The organism is Pseudomonas sp. NPDC089392 (assembly GCF_044749595.1).
In the GTDB taxonomy this organism is placed as follows: domain Bacteria; phylum Pseudomonadota; class Gammaproteobacteria; order Pseudomonadales; family Pseudomonadaceae; genus Aquipseudomonas.
The window spans coordinates 15,077-35,879 of sequence record NZ_JBIVIF010000041.1 but is presented as its reverse complement, the minus strand read 5'-3'; the positions used below and the strand labels follow the sequence as shown (position 1 = coordinate 35,879).

Genomic DNA, 20,803 nt, shown 5'->3' with positions numbered 1-20,803 from the left:
CGCTCCTACAGATACCGCGCAAGCGTTGCCATTGTGTGGTACCTGCGCAAGGGCAATCTACAGGTTCGCACGGTCCCTGTAGGAGCGGCCTTGTGTCGCGATGGGCTGCAAAGCAGCCCCAATGGCCCTCACAGGCTGTCTAGATTTCTGAACAGGGTTCGCACCAGTGGTAAAAGCAGCAAAAACCAAACCCGCACCAATCATCAACCGCCTGGTCGTGGTCGGCCTCGGCCTGATCGGTGGCTCGTTCGCCAAGGGCCTGCGTGAAAGCGGCCTGTGCCGCGAAGTGGTCGGTGTCGATCTGGACGCCCCCTCGCGCAAGCAGGCCGTGGCCCTGGGCGTGGTCGACCGCTGCGAAGAAGACCTCGCCGCAGCCTGCGTCGGCGCTGATGTCATCCAGCTGGCCGTGCCGATCCTGGCCATGGAAAAAGTCCTGGCACGCCTGGCCCAACTCGACCTGGGCGATGCAATCATCACCGACGTCGGCAGCGCCAAGGGCAACGTCGTGCGTGAGGCGCGAGCCGTCTTCGGTGAGCGCCTGCCGCGCTTCGTTCCCGGCCACCCCATCGCCGGTTCCGAGCAGAGCGGGGTAGAGGCCTCCAACGCCACCCTGTTCCGCCGGCACAAGGTCATCCTTACGCCGCTGGCAGAAACCGACCCGGCCGCGCTGGCCCTGGTCGACCGCCTGTGGCGCGCTTTGGATGCCGATGTCGAGCACATGCCGGTCGAGCGCCATGACGAAGTGCTGGCCGCCACCAGCCACCTGCCGCACTTGCTGGCCTTTGGCCTGGTCGATTCGCTGGCCAAGCGCAATGAAAACCTTGAGATCTTCCGGTACGCTGCGGGTGGCTTCCGCGATTTTACAAGAATCGCCGGCAGCGACCCGACCATGTGGCACGACATCTTCCTCGCCAACCGCGATGCTGTCCTGCGCACACTTGATACATATCGCAGTGATCTCGACGCCTTGCGCGACGCGATCGCTGAAGGGGACGGGCACCAGCTGCTGGGTGTATTCACCCGCGCTCGGGTGGCCCGCGAGCATTTCAGTAAAATCCTGGCCCGCCGGGCCTATGTGGACGCTATGAACGCCAACGATCTGATTTTCCTGGCCCAACCGGGTGGCCGCCTGAACGGGCGGATCCGTGTACCGGGCGACAAGTCGATTTCCCACCGCTCGATCATGCTCGGCTCGCTGGCCGAGGGCACCACCGAGGTCGAAGGCTTCCTCGAAGGTGAAGACGCGCTGGCGACCCTGCAGGCATTCCGTGACATGGGTGTGGTCATCGAAGGCCCCAACCACGGTCGCGTGACCATTCACGGCGTTGGCCTGCACGGCCTCAAGCCGCCACCCGGGCCGCTGTACGTGGGTAACTCCGGTACCTCGATGCGCCTGCTGTCGGGCCTGTTGGCCGGCCAGTCGTTCGACGTGACCATGACCGGCGACGCCTCGCTGTCCAAGCGCCCGATGAACCGTGTGGCCAACCCGCTGCGTGAAATGGGTGCCGTGGTCGAGACCGGCCCGGAAGGCCGCCCGCCGCTGACCATCCGCGGTGGCCACAAGCTCAAGGGGCTGACCTACACGCTGCCAATGGCCAGCGCCCAGGTCAAATCCTGCCTGCTGCTGGCTGGCCTGTACGCCGAAGGCAAGACCACCGTCACCGAGCCTGCACCTACCCGTGACCACACCGAACGCATGCTGCGCGGCTTTGGCTACTCGGTCGAAAGCAATGGCCCGGTGGCTTCGTTGCAGTCCGGTGGCAAGCTGACCGCCACCCGTATCGAAGTGCCGGCCGACATTTCCTCGGCAGCGTTCTTCCTGGTGGCTGCGTCCATCGCCGAAGGCTCAGAGCTGGTGCTGGAACATGTCGGCATCAACCCGACCCGTACCGGTGTAATCGACATCCTGCGCCTGATGGGCGGTGACATCACCCTGGAAAACCAGCGTGAAGTCGGCGGCGAGCCGGTGGCTGACCTGCGCGTGCGCGGTGCCAAGCTGAAAGGTATCGACATCCCTGAAGCGCTGGTGCCGCTGGCCATCGACGAGTTCCCGGTACTGTTCGTTGCCGCCGCCTGCGCCGAAGGGCGTACCGTGCTGCGTGGCGCCGAAGAGCTGCGGGTGAAGGAGTCCGACCGTATCCAGGTCATGGCCGACGGCCTGATCACCCTGGGTATCAAGTGCGAGCCGACCCCGGACGGCATCATCATCGACGGCGGCCAGCTGGGTGGTGGTGAAGTGCATGGTCACGGTGACCACCGCATTGCCATGGCCTTCAGCGTCGCCTCGCTGCGCGCCAGCGCGCCGATCCGCATCCATGACTGCGCCAACGTCGCCACCTCGTTCCCCAACTTCCTGGCGCTGTGCGCCGAAGTCGGCATCCGCGTGGCAGAAGAGGGCAAGTCGTGAGTTCGCTGGCACCGGTTATCACTATCGACGGGCCAAGCGGCTCGGGCAAGGGTACAGTCGCCGGCTTGCTGGCCCGCGAGCTGGGTTGGAAGCTGCTGGACTCCGGCGCGCTGTACCGCTTGCTGGCGTTCAACGCCAGCAACCACGGCGTCGACCTGACCAACGAAGAGCTGCTGACCAAGCTTGCCGCCCATCTGGATGTGCAGTTCATCGCTGCCGAGCCCGGTAAGCTGCAACAGATCATCCTTGAGGGTGAGGACGTCAGTAACGTCATCCGCACCGAAACCGTCGGCGCCGGTGCGTCGATGGTTGCCTCGCTGCCAGCCGTGCGTGATGCGCTGCTGGTGCGTCAGCGCGAGTTCCGCGAGGCACCGGGCCTGATTGCTGACGGTCGCGACATGGGTACCGTGGTGTTCCCGGACGCGCCGTTGAAGGTTTTCCTCACTGCCAGCGCAGAGGAGCGGGCACGTCGCCGCTACCTGCAGTTGAAGGGCAAGGGCGAAGATGTTAGTCTGTCGAGTCTGCTGGATGAGATTCGTGCGCGTGATGAGCGCGACACCCAGCGTGCAGTGGCCCCGCTGAAACCAGCGGCCGATGCCATTCAGTTGGACTCTACCGAGTTGTCCATCGAGCAGGTGTTGGAACGTATCAGGAGCGAGATCGCCCAGCGCGACCTTCTCTGATAGCCAGGAGAGCAGGCAGGTTCACCAGTCAACGTCTTGCCGGCTTTCCTTTACTTAAAACAGACCCACATTGTCTGGAATGTGGCGAGGGGCGTTTGTTTCGCCCGAATCTACAGGAATTAAAATGAGCGAAAGCTTTGCAGAACTCTTTGAAGAAAGCCTGAAAACCCTCAATCTTCAGCCGGGTGCGATCATCACCGGTATCGTTGTCGACATCGACGGCGACTGGGTTACCGTACACGCTGGCCTGAAGTCCGAGGGTGTCATCCCGCTCGAGCAGTTCTACAACGAAGCTGGCGAACTGACCATCAAGGTCGGTGACGAAGTTCACGTTGCGCTGGACGCGGTCGAAGACGGCTTTGGCGAAACCAAACTGTCCCGTGAAAAAGCCAAGCGCGCCGAGTGCTGGATTGTTCTGGAAGCAGCTTTCGCCGCCGAAGAAGTGGTCAAGGGCGTTATCAACGGTAAGGTTAAAGGCGGCTTCACTGTCGACGTTAACGGCATCCGTGCGTTCCTGCCGGGCTCCCTGGTTGATGTCCGCCCAGTGCGCGACACCACCCACCTGGAAGGCAAAGAGCTGGAATTCAAGGTCATCAAGCTGGACCAGAAGCGCAACAACGTTGTCGTTTCCCGTCGCAGCGTGCTGGAAGCCGAGAACTCCGCCGAGCGCGAAGCCCTGCTGGAAACCCTGCAGGAAGGCCAGCAAGTCAAAGGTATCGTCAAGAACCTCACCGACTACGGCGCATTCGTGGACCTGGGCGGTATCGACGGCCTGCTGCACATCACCGACATGGCTTGGAAGCGCATCAAGCACCCATCGGAAATCGTTAACGTTGGCGACGAAGTCGACGTACGCGTTCTGAAGTTCGACCGTGAGCGCAACCGCGTTTCGCTGGGTCTGAAGCAGATGGGCGAAGATCCGTGGGTAGCTATCACTGCCCGTTACCCAGAAGGTACTCGCGTACAAGCTCGCGTTACCAACCTGACCGACTACGGCTGCTTCGCTGAGCTGGAAGAAGGCGTTGAAGGTCTGGTACACGTTTCCGAAATGGACTGGACCAACAAGAACATCCACCCGTCGAAAGTCGTTCAGGTTGGCGACGAAGTGGAAGTCATGGTTCTGGACATCGACGAAGAGCGTCGTCGTATCTCCCTGGGCATCAAGCAGTGCAAGTCCAACCCATGGGAAGACTTCTCCGGCCAGTTCAACAAGGGTGACAAGATCACCGGTACCATCAAGTCGATCACCGACTTCGGTATCTTCATTGGTCTGGACGGCGGCATCGACGGCCTGGTTCACCTGTCCGACATCTCCTGGAACGAAACCGGCGAAGAAGCCGTACGTCGTTTCAAGAAGGGCGACGAGCTGGAAACCGTCATCCTGTCGGTCGACCCAGAGCGCGAGCGCATCTCCCTGGGCATCAAGCAGCTGGAAGACGATCCGTTCTCCAACTTCGTTGCTGTCAATGACAAGGGCGCTATCGTCAAGGGCATCGTGAAAGAAGTTGACGCCAAAGGCGCCATCGTCACCCTGGCCGACGACATCGAAGCTACTCTGAAAGCTTCCGAAATCAGCCGTGACCGCGTTGAAGACGCGCGTAACGTTCTGAAGGAAGGCGAAGAGATCGAAGCCAAGATCATCAGCGTTGACCGCAAATCCCGCGTTATCAGCCTGTCGATCAAATCGAAAGACGACGCTGAAGAGCGTGAAGCCATCCAGAGCCTGAAAAACGCTCCGGAAGCGGCTGCCGACACCACCATGGCTGCGCTGCTGCGCGAAGCAATGGCCAAGCAGAACTAAGTTCTGTTTGATCGGTAAAAAAAAAGCGACCCTCGGGTCGCTTTTTTTTTATGCTGAAAGAAGGCCATGTCGAGGGATCGTGTGATGCTGATTTTCGGCGATGTCATGGAAGGTCGGGGGCGCGATAACAATTTCCTGATTATCAGGCTGCTAGCGGCAATCGCCGTGGTGGTGGGGCATTCCTTTGCGCTCTCCTACCTGGAGTGCCTGAGTTGCACCGACCCGGGCCTGCAGCTGGGGATGCCGGTGCCCGTTCATAGCCTGGGCGTGGAGGTGTTCTTCATGGTCAGCGGGTTTTTGATCGCTGCCAGTGGCGAAAAGAACAGCGCCAAAGACTTCTACCTGGCCCGTGCATTACGGATCTTGCCAGGCTTGCTGGTCTGCCTGTTGCTCATGGCCTTTGTGCTGGGGCCTATCGTTACCTCGCTGCCGCTTTCTGAGTATTTTTCCCAGCGCCAGGTTTACAGGTACGTCTACAGTCCGCTGCTGGTTTTCAAGGATGCCCAGTTCCTGTTGCCTGGTGTGGGCTTTACCCCGCGCTTCTATGGGGCCTCGGTGAATGGCAGCTTGTGGACCATTCCGTTGGAAATGCGCATGTACGTGGTGCTGTGGGTGCTGGTGCTGGTGGCCAAGGTTTGCCGCTGGCCGCTGGCGGGGCTCACGCTTGCGGCGCTGGCGATTGCGCTGGGGTTGTACACCTTGCATCCAGCCTTTGCGGAGTACCCGTTCAAGCTGGTGGTGTGTTTCCTGGCGGGGGCGACGTTCTATGCGTGGCGAGCGGTGATCCCGTATAGCCGGTGGCTGTTGTTTGCCTGTGTTGCGTTGTTCTTGGTGGCCAAGGGTGGGCGCTTTGAGGTGTTTGCGTTTGCCCTGCTGACGTTGTACGGCACGTTGTACGTTGCGTATTGCCCGCCGTTGAAGCTGCCTGCGTTTGTGCAGGATTACTCGTACGGTATCTACCTGTATGCATTCCCGATTCAGCAGGTGTTGGCAATGGCGATGCCCTCGGCCGGGCCTTACTGGTTGATGCTGGCTGCCGTGCCGGCGTCATGTTTTGCCGGGTATGTGTCGTGGGAGCTGGTCGAGAAACCTGCCCTGGCCATGAAAAAGCGCTTTTCCCCGGCGAGCTCTCGGCGGCAATTGGCTTAGTCGCCAATTCAAGCCATGCGCTGTCCTTGTAGGAGCGGCTTCAGCCGCGAACACCGGCAAAGCCGGTGCCACCCACCGTGTCGCCTGTTTCGCGGGTGAACCCGCTCCCACAGCAGGTTTCAGGCTTACGCTGTGCCGGCGTAGGAGCGGCTTCAGCCGCGAACACCGGCAAAGCCGGTGCCACCCACCACATCGCCTGCTTCGCGGGTGAACCCGCTCCCACAGATACTGCGCAGGTTTCAGGCTTACGCTGTGCCGGCGTAGGAGCGGCTTCAGCCGCGAACACCGGCAAAGCGGTGCCATCCACCGTGTCGCCTGCTTCGCGGGCACGCCCGCTCCCACAGGGATTGCGCTGGCTTCAAGTTGACGCTGTACCTGTGGGAGCGGCTTTAGCCGCGAAGAATCCAGCGCGGTGCATGGCACCGGCTGCGCCGGTGTTCGCCGGCCCTGCCAACGCCCGCCGGCTAGACCATTCTTGTAAAACTTCAATCTTGAATTTTTTTATTAAGTCAAGAACCACTCTGTTCAAATCCCTCCCAGCGTGCTACAAACTGGTTAAGCAATGATCTAGCTGCTTGATAACGAAGGGAAAAATATGACGAAGTCGGAGCTGATCGAACGTATTGTCACCCATCAGGGGCTGCTCTCGTCCAAGGACGTGGAGCTGGCCATCAAGACCATGCTTGAGCAGATGTCACAATGCCTTGCCACCGGCGATCGCATCGAGATCCGCGGTTTTGGCAGCTTCTCGCTGCACTATCGCGCACCGCGTGTGGGCCGTAACCCGAAGACTGGCCAGTCGGTCAGCCTTGAAGGCAAGTTCGTGCCGCACTTCAAGCCCGGCAAAGAGTTGCGCGACCGGGTCAATGAAGACGAGCATGAAGAGGCCCACACCTGATTCCACAAGGAGCAATCTGATGCGTAACCTCAAGCGCGCCCTGGCGGCGGTATTCGTGCTGCTGTTGGCGGCTGTGGTGCTGTTCTTCGTGCTGGAGAACCAGCAAACCGTGTCGTTGGTCCTGTTCGGCTGGGCAGCACCGGCCATGCCGGTTGCCGTAGTGGTGCTGGCCGCCCTGGTCATTGGCCTGGCAGTCGGGCCGTTGCTGGGTGCCTACGGTGTGCAGCGCAGCAAGCGCAAGATCAAGGCTTCTGCCCGCCAGGCGGCACTGAGCGGTAACTAAAGAAAATTCCTACGTCTCTCTAGGAAAGGCTCGCCTATACGCCGGCTGACTGTCGTGGAGTAATAGCCCACTTCATTTTCAGCCCTGGTGAGTGTGCGTAGCATGGAATATCCCTGTCTTTCCCATCACGGCGGTACCCGGGGCGTCACCGGGTCCTGTCACCAGTTGCACCTGGACCCGTCCACCAGCTTGCTGGTCGACTGCGGTGTGGAACAGGGCGCCGATGCGCTGCCCGGTTCAGAGTCCGCCGCTCTTGGTTTTGATATCCAGGGCACCCGGGCGCTGATCATTACCCATGTGCACCTCGACCACGTCGGCCGCATACCCGCTTTGCTGGCGGCGGGCTACCGGGGCCCGATATTCTGCAGCGAGCCTTCTGCCAGGCTGCTTCCGCTGGTGCTGGAAGACGCCTACAAGCTAAGCATCAGTCCGGAGCCTGCTCATGTGGCGCGGTATCTTGAGTTTGTTGAAGGGTTGATTGTGCCCTTGCCGTTCGAGCAGTGGCATGACGTTGTCCTTGAGCCGGGTCTGGAATGCCGTATTCGCCTTCAGCGTGCAGGGCACCTGCTGGGTTCGGCTTATGTCGAGTGCGACCTGCTGCTTGGGCAGGCAAACACCCGCTACGTGTTTTCAGGTGACCTGGGCCGTTCCGTCAACCCTTTGCTGCGTCCGCTCCAGCCCCCGGAGCGGGCCGATGTGCTCGTGCTGGAAAGCACCTACGGTGACCGCTTGCACCCAGTGGCTGGCGATCGTCAGCAACAGTTGGAGGCCGCAATCGATCGTGCCCTGGCAGACAAGGGCGCCATTCTCATCCCGGCATTCAGCCTGGGGCGTACGCAGGAACTGCTGTACGAGCTGGAAGATATTCTGCATCGCAAGGCATTGTTGGGTGATTCAGCCCAATCGACCGGAGGTGATCCCTTCGAATGGTCCCAATTGCCCATTATTCTGGACTCGCCATTGGCCCAGCGTATCACTGGCGTATACCGGGAATTGCATGCGTTCTGGAACGAAGAGGCGAGGGCGCGGCTTGCTGAAGGGCGTGACCCGCTCGGGTTCAACCAGCTGATCTGCGTTGATAGCCATGCCAAGCACCAGCAAGTGGTCAATTACCTCAAGAGCACCGGGCGCCCGGCAATCGTCATCGCTGGCAATGGCATGTGTTCGGGTGGGCGCATCGTCAATTACCTCAAGGCCATGCTCGGTGATTCGCGCCATGAGGTGCTGTTCGTGGGGTATCAGGCCAAGGGCACGCCAGGGGCGGTTATCCAGGCCTGTGAAGGTGTGCAGGGTTTTGTGCAGGTCGACCTGGATGGGCAGATGTATGGTATCCATGCCAAAGTGATGAGCCTGGGTGGGTACTCGGCACATGCGGATCAGGAGGGGCTGGTTGCCTTCGCTACAGCAAGCAAACCTGCCAAGGTGATCCTTGTTCACGGTGAGGCAAAAGCGAAGAAAATGCTGAGAAACGTCCTTGAGCAAGCGTTTGCGCGCCAAGGTAGAGTCCCCTCAGTACTCATGCCTTCCTGACCGTTCAGCGCCTCATATTGGGCTTGAGATGAAACTGAGGAACATCTGGCATCATTATCGTTCTAACCCCTCCTACGTTTTTCGAATCAGCCACGTTTGCCTGCGCGAGAGCAATCGTGTACAGATAGCAGAATGACGCAACGCTTCAGGGAGTCGGTACGGCGCGTGTGGCAGTCAAAGCTTCAATGATGTTAGACGGATCTCAGGATAATCAGAATAAATGCTTAGTGAACCTCAACGCCCTCAGCGTAACGATGAAATTGAACTTTTTGACTTGATCCAAGGTGTCTGGCGCCAGAAGCTATGGGTTGGACTTGTCGCTGCTCCCATTGTGGCGGCGGGTGTTGCATACGCGTTGCTGGCTACGCCGGTCTATGAGGCGAAATTATTTGTCGAGCCGCCGACACAAAACGACATCGCGCAGCTGAATTTCGGTCGTGGGGGAGACTCCGGCCTAGCGCCTATTACTGTGAAAGAGGTTTACGAGACACACCTGCAGGCTTTGCAGTCGGAATCTGTACGTAACAAATTTTTCCGTGATGTGTATTTTCCGAGCGTGAGCGAAGAGCGCCGTAATGGTTCGCGCAATGGTTTGTACAGCGACTTTAACAAAGTGCTTACGGTAGCCCCGGCAGGCAAGGGGTCATCCACTCGTTATGCAGTTACTGTAGCGGTATCCGACCCTCAGCAGGCGGCGAAGTGGGTGGTGGCTTTTAACGAGCTTGCTGCAGAAAGCGCAAAGCGCGAGATGCTGGAAAGTAACCGCAGTGACATGTTGATCAAGGCAGATAACCTGCAAAACCAGATCGACGGTGCTCAACGTAGCGCGCGTAAGGAGAGAGAGGACCGTATCACCCAGTTGAAAGAGGCCTTGGCTGTTGCAAAGTCTGTTGGGCTTGAGAAGCCACCGCTGATTGCGGAGCCGCTGTCAGCCCAGGTTTCTGCAGCAATGGGTGGGTCTTTGACCTACATGCGCGGTAGTAAAGCACTTGAGGCTGAAATTGCTACGCTCGAAGCCCGCGCATCTGATGAGCCGTTTATCGAAGGGTTGCGTCCAAGGCAAGAAAAAGTAACTTTTTATCGTGAACTCAAGCTTGACCCGTCGGTAATTCAGGTGTTCGAACAGGACGGTGCAGTCGAAGTGCCTGATCAGCCGATCAAGCCGAAAAAGTCACTTATTGTATTGCTTAGTTTGGTTTTGGGGCTTGGTGCTGGGTTCGTGGTTGCAGTCGCCAAGGATTTGTGGAGCAGGCGCGGAGCGTCGGTGCGTTAATTAGCAAGCTTAGTATTGTTTTTTGCCCCGCGTCCTCCATCGCTGCGCGGATGCAGGCGCCGGTAGCTCAGATTACCGAGACGGTGTACTGTTGCGGGGCATGAGCTCGCGGGTGTTTTGCGAGCTCCCTGTTTTAGTAGCTGTCTGCGACGGAACACGGCGCGTTGAGCGCCGGACGTCGTACTGTACTGGGCTGGAGTTTATCCAGCCATTGGGTGACACGGACATTTTTAGCACCCCGTCTCCTGCCGTGCGCGCAGGCGGGTAATATAAAAGGGTGAGTTGCGCGATATGACTGATATCAAGAAACAGGCGGTTGAGAAGTTCAAGAGCAAAACGGCCTTGGTCGGTATTGTCGGGCTCGGCTATGTTGGCCTGCCCCTGATGCTGCGTTACAACGCTATTGGCTTCAGGGTGTTGGGTATTGATATTGATGAAGTAAAAGTTGATCGGCTCAATGCGGGTCAAAGTTATATCGAACATATCTCCGCTGAAAAAATTTCCGACGCCCGCCAGACCGGGTTTGAAGCAACTACAGATTTCAGTCGCGCGGCCGAGTGTGATGCGCTCATTCTTTGTGTACCCACACCGCTTAACAAGTACCGCGAACCGGACATGAGCTTCGTCATCAACACGACGGATGCAATCAAACCGTACCTGCGTGCGGGGCAAGTCGTCTCGCTGGAAAGTACCACCTACCCCGGCACAACCGAAGAGGAGCTGCTGCCTCGTGTGCAGGAAGGCGGCTTGACGGTAGGCGAAAATATCTTCCTGGTCTATTCGCCAGAGCGTGAAGACCCGGGGAACGTGAACTTTGAGACGCGCACGATCCCAAAGGTCATTGGCGGCCATACACCAAGCTGCCTGGAGGTCGGTATTGCCCTCTACGATCAGGCGATCGACCACGTCGTTCCGGTCAGTTCGACCAAAGCGGCCGAAATGACCAAGCTGCTTGAGAACATACACCGTGCGGTGAATATCGGCTTGGTCAACGAAATGAAAATTGTCGCTGATCGAATGGGCATCGACATCTTCGAAGTGGTGGACGCGGCAGCGACCAAGCCCTTCGGTTTCACTGCCTATTACCCAGGCCCGGGCCTTGGCGGGCACTGCATTCCGATCGATCCGTTCTACCTGACCTGGAAAGCCCGTGAATACGGCGTGAATACCCGTTTCATCGAGCTGTCCGGTGAAGTCAACCAGGCCATGCCAGAGTATGTCCTGAGCAAACTGATGGACGGGTTGAACAATGCTGGCAAAGCCTTGAAAGGCAGCCGGATCCTTGTACTGGGCATCGCGTACAAGAAGAACGTCGACGATATGCGCGAATCGCCTTCGGTGGAGATCATGGAGTTGATCCAGGCGAAGGGTGGTGTCGTGGCCTACAGCGACCCCCATGTACCTGTCTTCCCCCGGATGCGCGAGCACCATTTCGATCTCAGCAGCGAGCCGCTGACCGCAGACAACCTTGCCAGCTTTGATGCCGTGGTACTTGCCACGGATCACGACAGGTTCGACTACGCATTGATCGAGGCGCGGGCGAAACTGATCGTCGATAGCCGTGGCAAGTACCGCACTCCGGCGGCTCATATCATCAAGGCTTGAGCCCGCGGAGAGCCCTGACGCTCCGCCCGGCCAGCTGCCGGGCGGTTTCACTGTTTTCGAAGGAAGCACCATGAAGAATTTCGCTCTGATCGGCGCAGCTGGTTACATTGCCCCTCGACACATGCGCGCCATCAAGGACACCGGCAACCGCCTGGTTTCCGCCTACGACATCAATGACTCGGTCGGGATCATCGACAGCATCTCGCCTCAAAGTGAGTTTTTCACCGAGTTCGAATTTTTCCTCGAGCACGCCCATACCCTGAAGCGTGACGCGGCGACTGCGCTGGATTACGTTTCCATTTGCTCGCCAAACTACTTGCACTACCCGCACATCGCAGCTGGCCTGCGCCTGGGTTGTGATGTCATCTGCGAAAAGCCACTGGTGCCAACCCCGGAAATGCTCGATCAGCTTTCGCTCATCGAGCAGGAAACCGGCAAGCGCCTGTACAACATCCTGCAGTTGCGCCATCACCAGGCGATCATCAACCTGAAGGACAAGGTGGCGGCCGAGAACCGTGACCACAAGTACGAAGTCGACCTCACCTACATCACTTCGCGCGGCAAGTGGTACCTGAAGAGCTGGAAAGGTGACCCGCGCAAGTCTTTTGGGGTGGCAACCAACATCGGTGTGCACTTCTACGACATGTTGCATTTCATCTTCGGAAAGCTGCAGCGCAACGTCGTGCATTACTCGTCGGAGCACAAGGCTGCCGGTTACCTCGAATACGAAAAAGCGCGCGTGCGTTGGTTCCTCTCCGTCGATGCGAATGATCTGCCCGAGTCCGTCAAAGGTAAAAAGCCAACCTACCGGTCAATCACGGTGGATGGCGAAGAAATGGAGTTTTCCGAAGGCTTTACCGACCTGCACACCACCAGCTATGAAGAAATCCTCGCCGGGCGGGGTTACGGCATCGAAGACGCACGCCACTGCGTGGAGACCGTAAACGTTATTCGCAGCGCACCTATGGTTCAGGCCAAAGACAACGAGGCGCATCCGTTTGTGCTAAGTCTGGCGCGCTGAAATCTCGTGATACCGGCGGCCGTGAGGTCGCCCGTTTCCTCGCTGGGCAAATGTTTTCAAGGTCTTGGGTAGCGTGTTTAACAATAACGAAATATCGCTGAAGACATCGAGCTCGCCATCACCGAGCAAGGATATCCGCCTGGATGTTCAAGGGCTGCGAGCGGTAGCAGTCCTTGCCGTGCTTGCATACCACATGAATAGCTCATGGCTCCTGTCGGGGTATGTTGGCGTAGATGTCTTTTTCGTCATTTCGGGTTTCATCATCACGGCTTTGCTAACGGAGCCGGGGCGCAAGATCCATCTGCCGTCGTTCTACGTAAACCGCATCAAGCGAATTATTCCGGCGTACGCCATCATGCTGGCGATTGTCAGCGTGGTGTCGGCCATCCTGTTTCTAAGCGCTGATTTCGAGTTTTTTCGCCAGAGCGTGAAGTCGGCAGCCCTTTTTACCAGTAACCAGTACTTTGCGGATTTCGGCAGTTATTTTGCCCCTCGCGCAGAGGAGCTGCCCCTGCTGCATACCTGGTCGCTCGCGATCGAGATGCAGTTCTATCTGTTCTTCCCCCTGTTGCTGCTGTGCCTGCCGCGTTCCTGGCGTTTACCGGCCCTGTCGCTGTTCGCAGCGGGTCTGTTCATATGGAGCGGCATCAGGGTCTCGGGCGGTGAAGCCGCTCGCGCGTATTTTTCGCTGCTTGCCCGTATGCCTGAGTTCCTGCTTGGCGGGGTGGTCGCGCTTGGCCTTCGGCATCGAGAGATACCTGCACAGCTTTCGGTGATGTTCGGCCTGCTTGGCGCAGCCTTGCTTGCTGTCAGCTTCGTCCTGATTGATAAAGCGCAGTTCCCCGGTTATTGGTCGGTCTTGCCCTGCGTCGGGGCTGCGCTGGTGATCGCTGCGCGACGCGGCCCGGTCAACAGGTTGCTGTCCACTCCTGTGCTGGTGTGGGTTGGCGGTATTTCCTATTCCCTGTACCTGTGGCACTGGCCGGTTTTGGCGTTCATTCGCTATTACGTAGGGCGGTACGAGTTGAACGTGGGATGGCTGTTCGTTGCATTGGTCGCCTCGTTCGCCCTGGCGTGGCTTTCCTATCGATTTGTCGAGCAACCGGCTCGCAAGTTGTCGGGTGCTCGACGTTTGGCTCCCAGTTTTGCGCTGGCTGCGGCCGGGATTGCCTCGATTGTCTTGCTGAGTGCCAGGTTGAACCCGCTGATTGTTTCGCCGGTGCCTCTGGAGCAAGCTCGTTATGCGGCGCCAGAGCTGATTTGCCATGGGCAACAGGTAGGTGAATGCAAGCGCGGCCTGGCCAGCGCCATACCCTCGGTTCTGGTGATTGGCGACAGTCATGCCGCTCAGCTCAATTACTTTCTGGATCAGGCGGGTAGCGAACAGGGCGTAGCGTATCGCGTGCTCACTGCCAGCAGTTGCGTGCCCATCCCTGGTTTCGACGTTGAGCGCCTGCCTGATTACGCCCAGCAGCCTTGCCGGTCACAAATCATCGCAGTGAAACAGGCATTGCTGACAATGGATAAAGTGATCATTGCAGGTATGTGGCAATACCAGATGCCGAGCCCGGCATTCGTCAACGCCTTGCAGGCATTTCTGAATGATGCGGCAGCCGCCCACAAGCAGGTTGTGGTCCTGGGGCAGGTGCCAATGTTCCGTTCGGATGTGCAGAGGGTTCGGCGCTTCAGGGAGCTCGGGTTGCCAGCTACCCTGATGTTCAACAGCGAATGGATAGTAGCGAACCAGCAGGTCGCGGCGCTCACTGCGGGCATCCCGGGCGTGCATTATGTGGATTTTTCCGATTCAAGCTTTTTCGCTGACGCACCCTACCAGGACGGTGATCTTATCTACCAGGATAACCATCATCTCAATGAGATCGGGGCGCGTCGCTACGGGCATTTTGCCGGTGGGCAGCTACAACAGCTGTTCGACCCAACTCCATCCAGCGTGAGTCTCAAGCAATGAATCATTATCAGCACCCCAGTGCAATCGTCGATGAAGGCGCGCAGATTGGCAAAGACTCGCGCGTATGGCATTTCGTGCATGTATGTGGCGGCGCCCGGATTGGCGCAGGCGTGTCCCTTGGGCAAAACGTCTTTGTCGGCAACAAGGTTGTGATTGGTGACGGCTGCAAAATTCAGAACAACGTGTCGGTCTACGACAATGTCACGCTGGAGGAAGGGGTGTTCTGCGGGCCAAGCATGGTCTTTACCAACGTCTACAACCCGCGCTCGCTCATTGAGCGCAAGGACCAGTATCGCGACACGCTTGTGAAGAAGGGCGCGACGCTGGGGGCAAACTGCACGATTGTTTGCGGTGTCACCATTGGCGAATTTGCTTTTGTAGGTGCAGGCGCAGTGGTCAACAAGGATGTACCAGCTTATGCGTTGATGGTCGGCGTGCCGGCCAAGCAGATCGGCTGGATGAGTGAGTTTGGCGAGCAACTGGATGTAGGCGCAGATGGCCAGGCCATTTGCTCACACACCGGGGCAACGTATGTAGTGCGCGGCAATTTCCTTGAAAAACTGGATGTTTGACCATGATTGAGTTCATTGACCTGAAACAGCAACAAGCACGCATCAAGGCGACTATCGACGCCGGTATCCAGCGCGTATTGAGTCATGGCCAGTACATCCTGGGCCCTGAAGTAGCCGAGTTGGAGGAGCGGCTGGCGGCTTATGTGGGGGTGGCTCACTGCATCACCTGTGCCAACGGTACTGACGCCTTGCAAATTGTTCAAATGGCACTCGGTATCGGGCCTGGTGACGAGGTGATCACGCCTGGTTTCACCTATATTGCCACGGCTGAAACTGTTGCATTGCTCGGCGCCAAGCCTGTGTACGTGGATGTTGATGAGCGCACATGCAACCTGGATGTTGCAAAGCTGGAGGCTGCCATTACCCCCCGTACGAAAGCGATAGTGCCCGTGTCGCTGTATGGGCAGTGCGCTGATTTTGATGCGATCAACCAGGTTGCAAAAAAATATAACATACCGGTTATTGAGGATGCTGCGCAGAGCTTCGGGGCTACTTACAAGGGGCAACGCTCCTGTGGGTTGACTACAGTGGCATGCACCAGTTTTTTCCCAAGCAAACCACTTGGCGGTTATGGTGATGGTGGCGCGATCTTCACGAATGACCCAGCACTTGCTCTGGTTATTCGCCAAATTGCCCGGCACGGCCAGGAAAAGCGCTATCACCACGTAAGGGTAGGCGTCAACAGCCGGCTCGATACTCTGCAGGCCGCAGTACTTCTGGCCAAGCTCGATATTTTTGATAGTGAAATAGTACTTCGTCAGCAAGTGGCGAAGCGCTACGCTGAGCTGTTGAGTGGGCAGGACTCAATCAAGCTCCCTCACATTGCAGAGGGTAATGCCTCGGTTTATGCCCAATTTACTGTCCAGGTCGAGGATCGAGAGAAAGTCCAGGCTGAGTTGAAGGCGAGTGGTGTGCCAAGCGTGGTTCACTACCCAATCCCTCTTAACAAGCAAACCGCAGTCGCTTCTGACGCTTATCTCCCGGTCGGGGACGCGCTGGCGACTAAAGTCTTGAGCTTGCCGATGCACCCTTACTTGAGCGAGGCCGAGATCAAATTGGTAGTGGACGCTCTGATTACCGCGTGCGGTACGCGTAAATGAAAGTTTTGAAATATGTCTCGTCGTATTGGCGAGACATTTTTTTGCAAGCTTCAGGCAATACGATTGCCCAGGTTGTCGGGGTATTGGGTATTCCGCTGTTGTCGAGGCTGTATGCGCCTCAGGAATTCGCCGTGCAGAATATTTTTCTGCAGCTTGTAATGTTTTTTGCGGGAATCATGACCTGGCGATATGAATATTTTTTCCAGATGCTTAAAGACGACCAGCAGGCGCGTTGGCTGTTCTCTGGGATAATAAAGCTTGGCGTTGTATCGGGTGTTGTGCTGACCGTTGCACTGTACGCATTCTCGGCGGAGATTGCGCATTTGTTGTCGGTTGAGCAAGGCGCTCATGTGTTGGTCATTGCACCGCTTAGCGCATTTCTTGTGTCCCTGGCGTTGGCCTTTCAACATAATGCCCAGCGCTCAGGTGCCTACAAAGTTTCCGCACTGTCGGAGGTATTTGGCAAATCAGCCTATGTTGCCTCGGGTGCGCTGTTGGCGGCGGTTACCGCGAGCGGCCTGATTTTTACCACGTTGTTTAGTGCGTTGGGCAAGATTGGCGCCCTTCTGCCTTACTCTAAAAACCTTGTCTTTGGCACGCGTGCGCATGTGCCTGATGCTGTGAGCCCTTTAAAAAAGCATGCCAGCGGTGCCAACGCCCTGGTGATGTCGCACATCCTGGTCACCGTCAGCAGTGCGGCACCTATTTTCTACATATCGGCCGTGTACGGTACGGAAATACTTGGCCAGTTTTCGATGGTCATGGCAACCATCTTTCTTCCTTCTGGACTAATTGGCGCAGCCATTGGCCAGGTTTTCTACCAGCGTGCAGCGTTGCACGCGGAGGAACCGCTTGTCCTTAGAGGGCTTTGGAGCATGACTATACGAAAGCTGGTGCTATTCGGAGTTCCAATCTATTTGTGCGCCGGTATTTTGTCCCCCTGGCTTTATCCGTTTGTCTTGGGAGGCCAGTGGCATGATGCGGGGCTGTATGCGCAAGTTCTGATGGTGGCCGCGCTCAGTGCGTTCGTCAGCACGCCCTTGGATCGCGTCTCATTGGTGCTTCGCTACAACTGGTATTTGCCCGCATTACATGTTTTCAGGTTGACGGCTACAGGCGTGCTGCTCGCGCTCGCCACTCATCTCGGCCTGGATTTCAAAACGTTCTTGATTTTTTATGTCGTGCAGGTGTCGGCTGTCTATCTTCTAGATCTTTTATTCGCTCATTTCTTGATCGGGCATGCGGTCAGGAAGGGCGCGACGGCAATGGAAGGGGTTTGATGGGGTGATTGACCCAGCGAGAGCCCTTGGCATGATTGGCAAGTAAATGGTATCGAGTGGAATTCCGATGCGCCGGCTAACCGAGAGAGATAGATCATAATGGACAATGAAGTTGCGGGTCGCTATACGGAGCAGGGCACTTCAGTGTTGCCAAGCTCTCTGGCACTGGTAAATGTGGCGCGCCTAAAACTTTTGGTAGCGGTGGTATTTTATGTTTTCGCTCTCGTTTATGGCCATGATAAATATCTTTCTCTAGTGCAGGCTTTTTGGGGGTTCAATGCGCCTCATTTTAACCTGAGCAATATGCTGCTTATCCTCATATTGGCGGTGGTTCCTGTTTTTGTCATGCCATTGTATCTGACAAGGCCGTCCTCTCTATTTATCTATGCCTTGGTGTTTTGCGTCTACCTGCCAGCGGTCGTCACCGGAATGCTTAACCATGAAGATTCCATTGACCGGTACTTCTGGGTGTTCTTTTGCTTTTGCATCGGTCTTGTAGGGTGTTGCTTGGCTGTTCGCTGTGTTCCTCTGCAGAGTGATGATTCCAGGTCGTTTTCAAGGCCATTGTTGCTGACGTGCGTGCTGGGCTCGCTAACGTGCTTCCTGGTCTTGTTCCTGACGTATCGGGATGTTCTTTCATTTTCGGGCATGGATGATATTTACGCGCAACGGGAAAAGGGGGCGGCAACCTCTTTGTTCATAGGCTACTGCCAGGTTTACTTGGCTTACTTTTTCTCACCGGTGCTTTTTGCTACCGGCTTGATGTCAAAGCGCGTCCTGATTGCGCTGCTTGGTTTTGCAGGCTTTATTTTTGTGTTCATGATCACGGCTGAGCGAACCGTGCTGCTGATGCCTTTCGCAATGTTCATGATCGCGTTAATTTTCAAAGGGCGTGGCAGCAATCCTGATAGCCCAGCGTATTTGTTTGCGGGCGGTGGGGTGATGATATTCCTGATTGCAGAGCTGTACGATCAGGTGGGTATTTTCAGGGAGTTGGGCTTCTATTTTTATACGCGTTTAATTGCCTGCCCTGGCTTGTTCGTTACCCAGTATTATGATCTCTTCGGTACGCAAGGTTTTACGTACTGGGCTCATGTGTCTGGTATCGGTCGGCTGGCGGATGTCCCCGCAGCGTTTGCAACTGATGAGAAATGGCCGGCCCTGGGTAAAATTCTGGCTGAGCGGGTGCTCGGCGTGCAAAGTCAGTCTAATGCCAGTTTTGTGGCCACCGATGGCGTCGCCGCTGCTGGCGGCCCCGGTGTGCTGGTCATCTTCATGCTTTACACAGCCTGGTTGATTGCACTGGATTGGGTGTCCCAAGGGTGGAACAAGGTGCTGCTGCTGACGGCGCTTTTCCCTCTCGCATTCATCAGCACCAATGGTCCTTTTTCAACCATGTTGGCGTCCTTTGGCGGGGGGCTGTGGATTGCCATGCTATGGTTTGACAAATTCAGAATAAAGCTATGGGGGCATCGGCTGTGATTGGATATATTATCTCGCGAGTACTTAAAAAATCACGAGGCTCTGCGCTGATCGACTCGCATATTCCTCGTAGTTCGAAAGTGGAGTCGGGCAGTACGTTGTTTTCTACGCGTTTTGGCGAGCACAGCTTCTGCGGCTACGATTGCACGTTCATAAGAACGACTGTGGGCTCATTTTGCTCAGTTGCCAATAATGTTGTGGTAGGGGGCGCGCGGCACCCCATCGAGTATGTCTCGACCAGCCCGGTATTTCTGGCGCATAAAGAGAGTATCAAGAAAAAGTTCTCCCGGCATGACTACCGCTGGGAGCCCACCACGACCATAGGGCACGATGTCTGGATCGGCGAGGGCGTTTTGATCAAGGGCGGGGTTACGATCGGAACCGGGGCCGTGATAGGCATGGGCAGCGTGGTCACCAAGGACGTCCCTCCGTATGCTATCTATGGCGGCAACCCCGCGCGCTTGATACGTTACAGATTTAGCGAACCCATCATCGAGGGGCTTCTGAAAAGCCGTTGGTGGGAACTATCGGACGAGCAATTGAGTGCGGCTGCTGCGCATTTCACCGACCCAGAAGCTTTTTTGAAAAGTCAGAATTTGCTATGAAGATTATTCATCTGTGTGTGTCATGTTTCTATATCGATGGTTATCGGTATCAGGAAAATGAGTTGGTGCGCGAGCACGTAGATACTGGTCACGATGTATTGGTGGTGGCGTCCACGGAAACCTATTTGGATAACTTGACCCTTGGCTATACCACGCCAGGGGACTACATGGGCACGGATGGCGCGCGGGTTATACGGTTACCTTACGGTGGGGTCGGCCCGTTCTTTTTGAAAAAGAAACTTCGGATGCATAAGGGCCTGGAGCGAATTCTTGAGACGTTTGCTCCCGATGTGATCATGTTTCATGGGTTGTGTGGCTGGGAATTGCGCACCGCCGCACGCTACAAGCGTAAGCACCCGGAAGTTAAGCTTTATGTCGATAGCCATGAGGATGCAAATAATAGCGCAGTGAGCACGTTGTCAAAACTGCTGCACAATTTTTACTACCGTCCCATCATCAGGGCGGCGCTACCCGCTATAGATAAAGTGCTTTGCATTTCTCAGGAAACGCTCGATTTTTGCCGCGAACGATACGGCATCGATGATGCGGCGATGGAGTTTTTCCCGCTGGGCGGAAAGATCGCCGATGATACAAGCTACACAAAAATTCGCGCTGAAACACGCGCGTTGCTGGGGCTTGACTCTGGTCAAACAGTGTTTATTCAGTCCGGAAAATTCGATGCGAAAAAGAAGCTGGTGCAAAGCCTTCGGGCGTTCTCGCAATTAAAGTCTGAACATTTCCGCTTCTTGATTGTTGGGCAGTTGCATGACGCTATTGCTGAGGAGGCGCGTGCGCTGATTGCCAAGGATTCGCGCATCACTTTCCTGGGCTGGAAATCTGCCGACGAATTATATGGCTTGTTGTGTGCGGCTGATGTGTATGTCCAACCAGGCAGCCAGTCAGCGACAATGCAGATGAGCCTGTGCGCCCGCCGGCCTGTTATCGTTGCCGACGTGCGCAGCCATGTTCCGTTTGTGCAGGGGAATGGATGGGCCGTTCGCGATGAAAACGAATTGCTTCGCGCCTTTGCCAAGATTGAGGCAGACCCTGGAATACTGGATACTTACTCGAGGCGGTCTTACGAAATCGCTTCGAGTCTTTTGGACTATCGCCGCATGGCAAAGCGCCTGTTGACCTAATTGCTGGAA

17 protein-coding genes are annotated in these 20,803 nt (G+C 56.8%); all 17 read left to right on the top strand.

Going from position 1 to position 20,803, the window contains the following annotated elements:
- Nucleotides 1-199: 199 nt before the first annotated feature.
- The 17 genes from ACIP1G_RS25730 (at nucleotide 200) to ACIP1G_RS25650 (ending at nucleotide 20,794) form a co-directional block, all read left to right on the top strand.
- Nucleotides 200-2,407, top strand: coding sequence for a bifunctional prephenate dehydrogenase/3-phosphoshikimate 1-carboxyvinyltransferase (locus ACIP1G_RS25730; protein WP_400742086.1), 2,208 nt, complete (start codon nucleotides 200-202; stop codon nucleotides 2,405-2,407).
- Nucleotides 2,404-3,090 (top strand): (d)CMP kinase, encoded by a 687-nt coding sequence (gene cmk / locus ACIP1G_RS25725; RefSeq protein WP_400742043.1) that lies wholly within the window; start codon nucleotides 2,404-2,406, stop codon nucleotides 3,088-3,090. Before ACIP1G_RS25730 ends, cmk begins: the two co-directional genes overlap by 4 nt.
- A gap of 124 nt (nucleotides 3,091-3,214) precedes the next feature.
- The gene (gene rpsA, locus ACIP1G_RS25720; protein WP_003252673.1) at nucleotides 3,215-4,891 is read left to right on the top strand and encodes a 30S ribosomal protein S1; all 1,677 of its coding nucleotides are present in this window, start codon (nucleotides 3,215-3,217) and stop codon (nucleotides 4,889-4,891) included.
- A gap of 84 nt (nucleotides 4,892-4,975) precedes the next feature.
- Nucleotides 4,976-6,040, top strand: coding sequence for an acyltransferase family protein (locus ACIP1G_RS25715; protein WP_400742041.1), 1,065 nt, complete (start codon nucleotides 4,976-4,978; stop codon nucleotides 6,038-6,040).
- 595 nt (nucleotides 6,041-6,635) lie between these two features.
- On the top strand, nucleotides 6,636-6,938 hold the full coding sequence (gene ihfB / locus ACIP1G_RS25710) for an integration host factor subunit beta (protein ID WP_010952810.1): 303 nt from the start codon (nucleotides 6,636-6,638) through the stop codon (nucleotides 6,936-6,938).
- 19 nt (nucleotides 6,939-6,957) lie between these two features.
- On the top strand, nucleotides 6,958-7,221 hold the full coding sequence (locus ACIP1G_RS25705) for a lipopolysaccharide assembly protein LapA domain-containing protein (RefSeq protein WP_133978595.1): 264 nt from the start codon (nucleotides 6,958-6,960) through the stop codon (nucleotides 7,219-7,221).
- A 102-nt stretch (nucleotides 7,222-7,323) separates the two neighbouring features.
- Nucleotides 7,324-8,751 carry an MBL fold metallo-hydrolase RNA specificity domain-containing protein gene (locus tag ACIP1G_RS25700; RefSeq protein ID WP_400742037.1) on the top strand — a complete coding sequence of 476 codons (1,428 nt, stop codon included), beginning with the start codon at nucleotides 7,324-7,326 and terminating at the stop codon, nucleotides 8,749-8,751.
- 220 nt (nucleotides 8,752-8,971) lie between these two features.
- Complete coding sequence (locus tag ACIP1G_RS25695) at nucleotides 8,972-10,024, top strand: LPS O-antigen chain length determinant protein WzzB (RefSeq protein ID WP_400742035.1); 1,053 nt, start codon at nucleotides 8,972-8,974, stop codon at nucleotides 10,022-10,024.
- Nucleotides 10,025-10,315: 291 nt separating this feature from the next.
- Entirely contained in the window at nucleotides 10,316-11,629 is a 1,314-nt protein-coding gene (gene wbpA / locus ACIP1G_RS25690; protein WP_400742033.1) for a UDP-N-acetyl-D-glucosamine 6-dehydrogenase, read from the top strand.
- 70 nt (nucleotides 11,630-11,699) lie between these two features.
- Nucleotides 11,700-12,650 (top strand): UDP-N-acetyl-2-amino-2-deoxy-D-glucuronate oxidase, encoded by a 951-nt coding sequence (gene wbpB, locus ACIP1G_RS25685; RefSeq protein WP_400742030.1) that lies wholly within the window; start codon nucleotides 11,700-11,702, stop codon nucleotides 12,648-12,650.
- A gap of 133 nt (nucleotides 12,651-12,783) precedes the next feature.
- A complete protein-coding gene (locus ACIP1G_RS25680) occupies nucleotides 12,784-14,616 on the top strand; it encodes an acyltransferase family protein (protein ID WP_400742083.1) in 1,833 nt (610 codons plus the stop codon).
- Nucleotides 14,613-15,188, top strand: a complete 576-nt coding sequence (wbpD, locus tag ACIP1G_RS25675; RefSeq protein WP_400742029.1) for a UDP-2-acetamido-3-amino-2,3-dideoxy-D-glucuronate N-acetyltransferase — start codon at nucleotides 14,613-14,615, stop codon at nucleotides 15,186-15,188. Before ACIP1G_RS25680 ends, wbpD begins: the two co-directional genes overlap by 4 nt.
- A 2-nt stretch (nucleotides 15,189-15,190) precedes the next feature.
- Complete coding sequence (locus tag ACIP1G_RS25670) at nucleotides 15,191-16,288, top strand: DegT/DnrJ/EryC1/StrS family aminotransferase (protein WP_400742026.1); 1,098 nt, start codon at nucleotides 15,191-15,193, stop codon at nucleotides 16,286-16,288.
- On the top strand, nucleotides 16,285-17,568 hold the full coding sequence (locus ACIP1G_RS25665; protein ID WP_400742024.1) for an oligosaccharide flippase family protein: 1,284 nt from the start codon (nucleotides 16,285-16,287) through the stop codon (nucleotides 17,566-17,568). The genes ACIP1G_RS25670 and ACIP1G_RS25665 overlap by 4 nt, the downstream gene beginning before the upstream one ends.
- Before the next feature lie 99 nt (nucleotides 17,569-17,667).
- On the top strand, nucleotides 17,668-19,050 hold the full coding sequence (locus ACIP1G_RS25660; protein ID WP_400742021.1) for a hypothetical protein: 1,383 nt from the start codon (nucleotides 17,668-17,670) through the stop codon (nucleotides 19,048-19,050).
- A complete protein-coding gene (locus tag ACIP1G_RS25655) occupies nucleotides 19,032-19,655 on the top strand; it encodes a CatB-related O-acetyltransferase (RefSeq protein ID WP_400742018.1) in 624 nt (207 codons plus the stop codon). Before ACIP1G_RS25660 ends, ACIP1G_RS25655 begins: the two co-directional genes overlap by 19 nt.
- Nucleotides 19,652-20,794: a glycosyltransferase family 4 protein gene (locus ACIP1G_RS25650; RefSeq protein WP_400742015.1), complete on the top strand. Its 1,143-nt coding sequence runs from the start codon at nucleotides 19,652-19,654 to the stop codon at nucleotides 20,792-20,794. The genes ACIP1G_RS25655 and ACIP1G_RS25650 overlap by 4 nt, the downstream gene beginning before the upstream one ends.
- The last annotated feature ends 9 nt before the right edge of the window (nucleotides 20,795-20,803 follow it).

Coding starts and splice junctions, on each gene's coding strand:
- rpsA (WP_003252673.1), top strand. CDS start 3,215: ATGAGCGAAAGCTTTGCAGAACTCTTTGAAGAAAGCCTGAAAACCCTC.
- ACIP1G_RS25715 (WP_400742041.1), top strand. CDS start 4,976: ATGCTGATTTTCGGCGATGTCATGGAAGGTCGGGGGCGCGATAACAAT.
- ihfB (WP_010952810.1), top strand. CDS start 6,636: ATGACGAAGTCGGAGCTGATCGAACGTATTGTCACCCATCAGGGGCTG.
- ACIP1G_RS25705 (WP_133978595.1), top strand. CDS start 6,958: ATGCGTAACCTCAAGCGCGCCCTGGCGGCGGTATTCGTGCTGCTGTTG.
- ACIP1G_RS25700 (WP_400742037.1), top strand. CDS start 7,324: ATGGAATATCCCTGTCTTTCCCATCACGGCGGTACCCGGGGCGTCACC.
- ACIP1G_RS25695 (WP_400742035.1), top strand. CDS start 8,972: ATGCTTAGTGAACCTCAACGCCCTCAGCGTAACGATGAAATTGAACTT.
- wbpA (WP_400742033.1), top strand. CDS start 10,316: ATGACTGATATCAAGAAACAGGCGGTTGAGAAGTTCAAGAGCAAAACG.
- wbpB (WP_400742030.1), top strand. CDS start 11,700: ATGAAGAATTTCGCTCTGATCGGCGCAGCTGGTTACATTGCCCCTCGA.
- wbpD (WP_400742029.1), top strand. CDS start 14,613: ATGAATCATTATCAGCACCCCAGTGCAATCGTCGATGAAGGCGCGCAG.
- ACIP1G_RS25670 (WP_400742026.1), top strand. CDS start 15,191: ATGATTGAGTTCATTGACCTGAAACAGCAACAAGCACGCATCAAGGCG.
- ACIP1G_RS25665 (WP_400742024.1), top strand. CDS start 16,285: ATGAAAGTTTTGAAATATGTCTCGTCGTATTGGCGAGACATTTTTTTG.
- ACIP1G_RS25660 (WP_400742021.1), top strand. CDS start 17,668: ATGGACAATGAAGTTGCGGGTCGCTATACGGAGCAGGGCACTTCAGTG.
- ACIP1G_RS25655 (WP_400742018.1), top strand. CDS start 19,032: ATGGGGGCATCGGCTGTGATTGGATATATTATCTCGCGAGTACTTAAA.
- ACIP1G_RS25650 (WP_400742015.1), top strand. CDS start 19,652: ATGAAGATTATTCATCTGTGTGTGTCATGTTTCTATATCGATGGTTAT.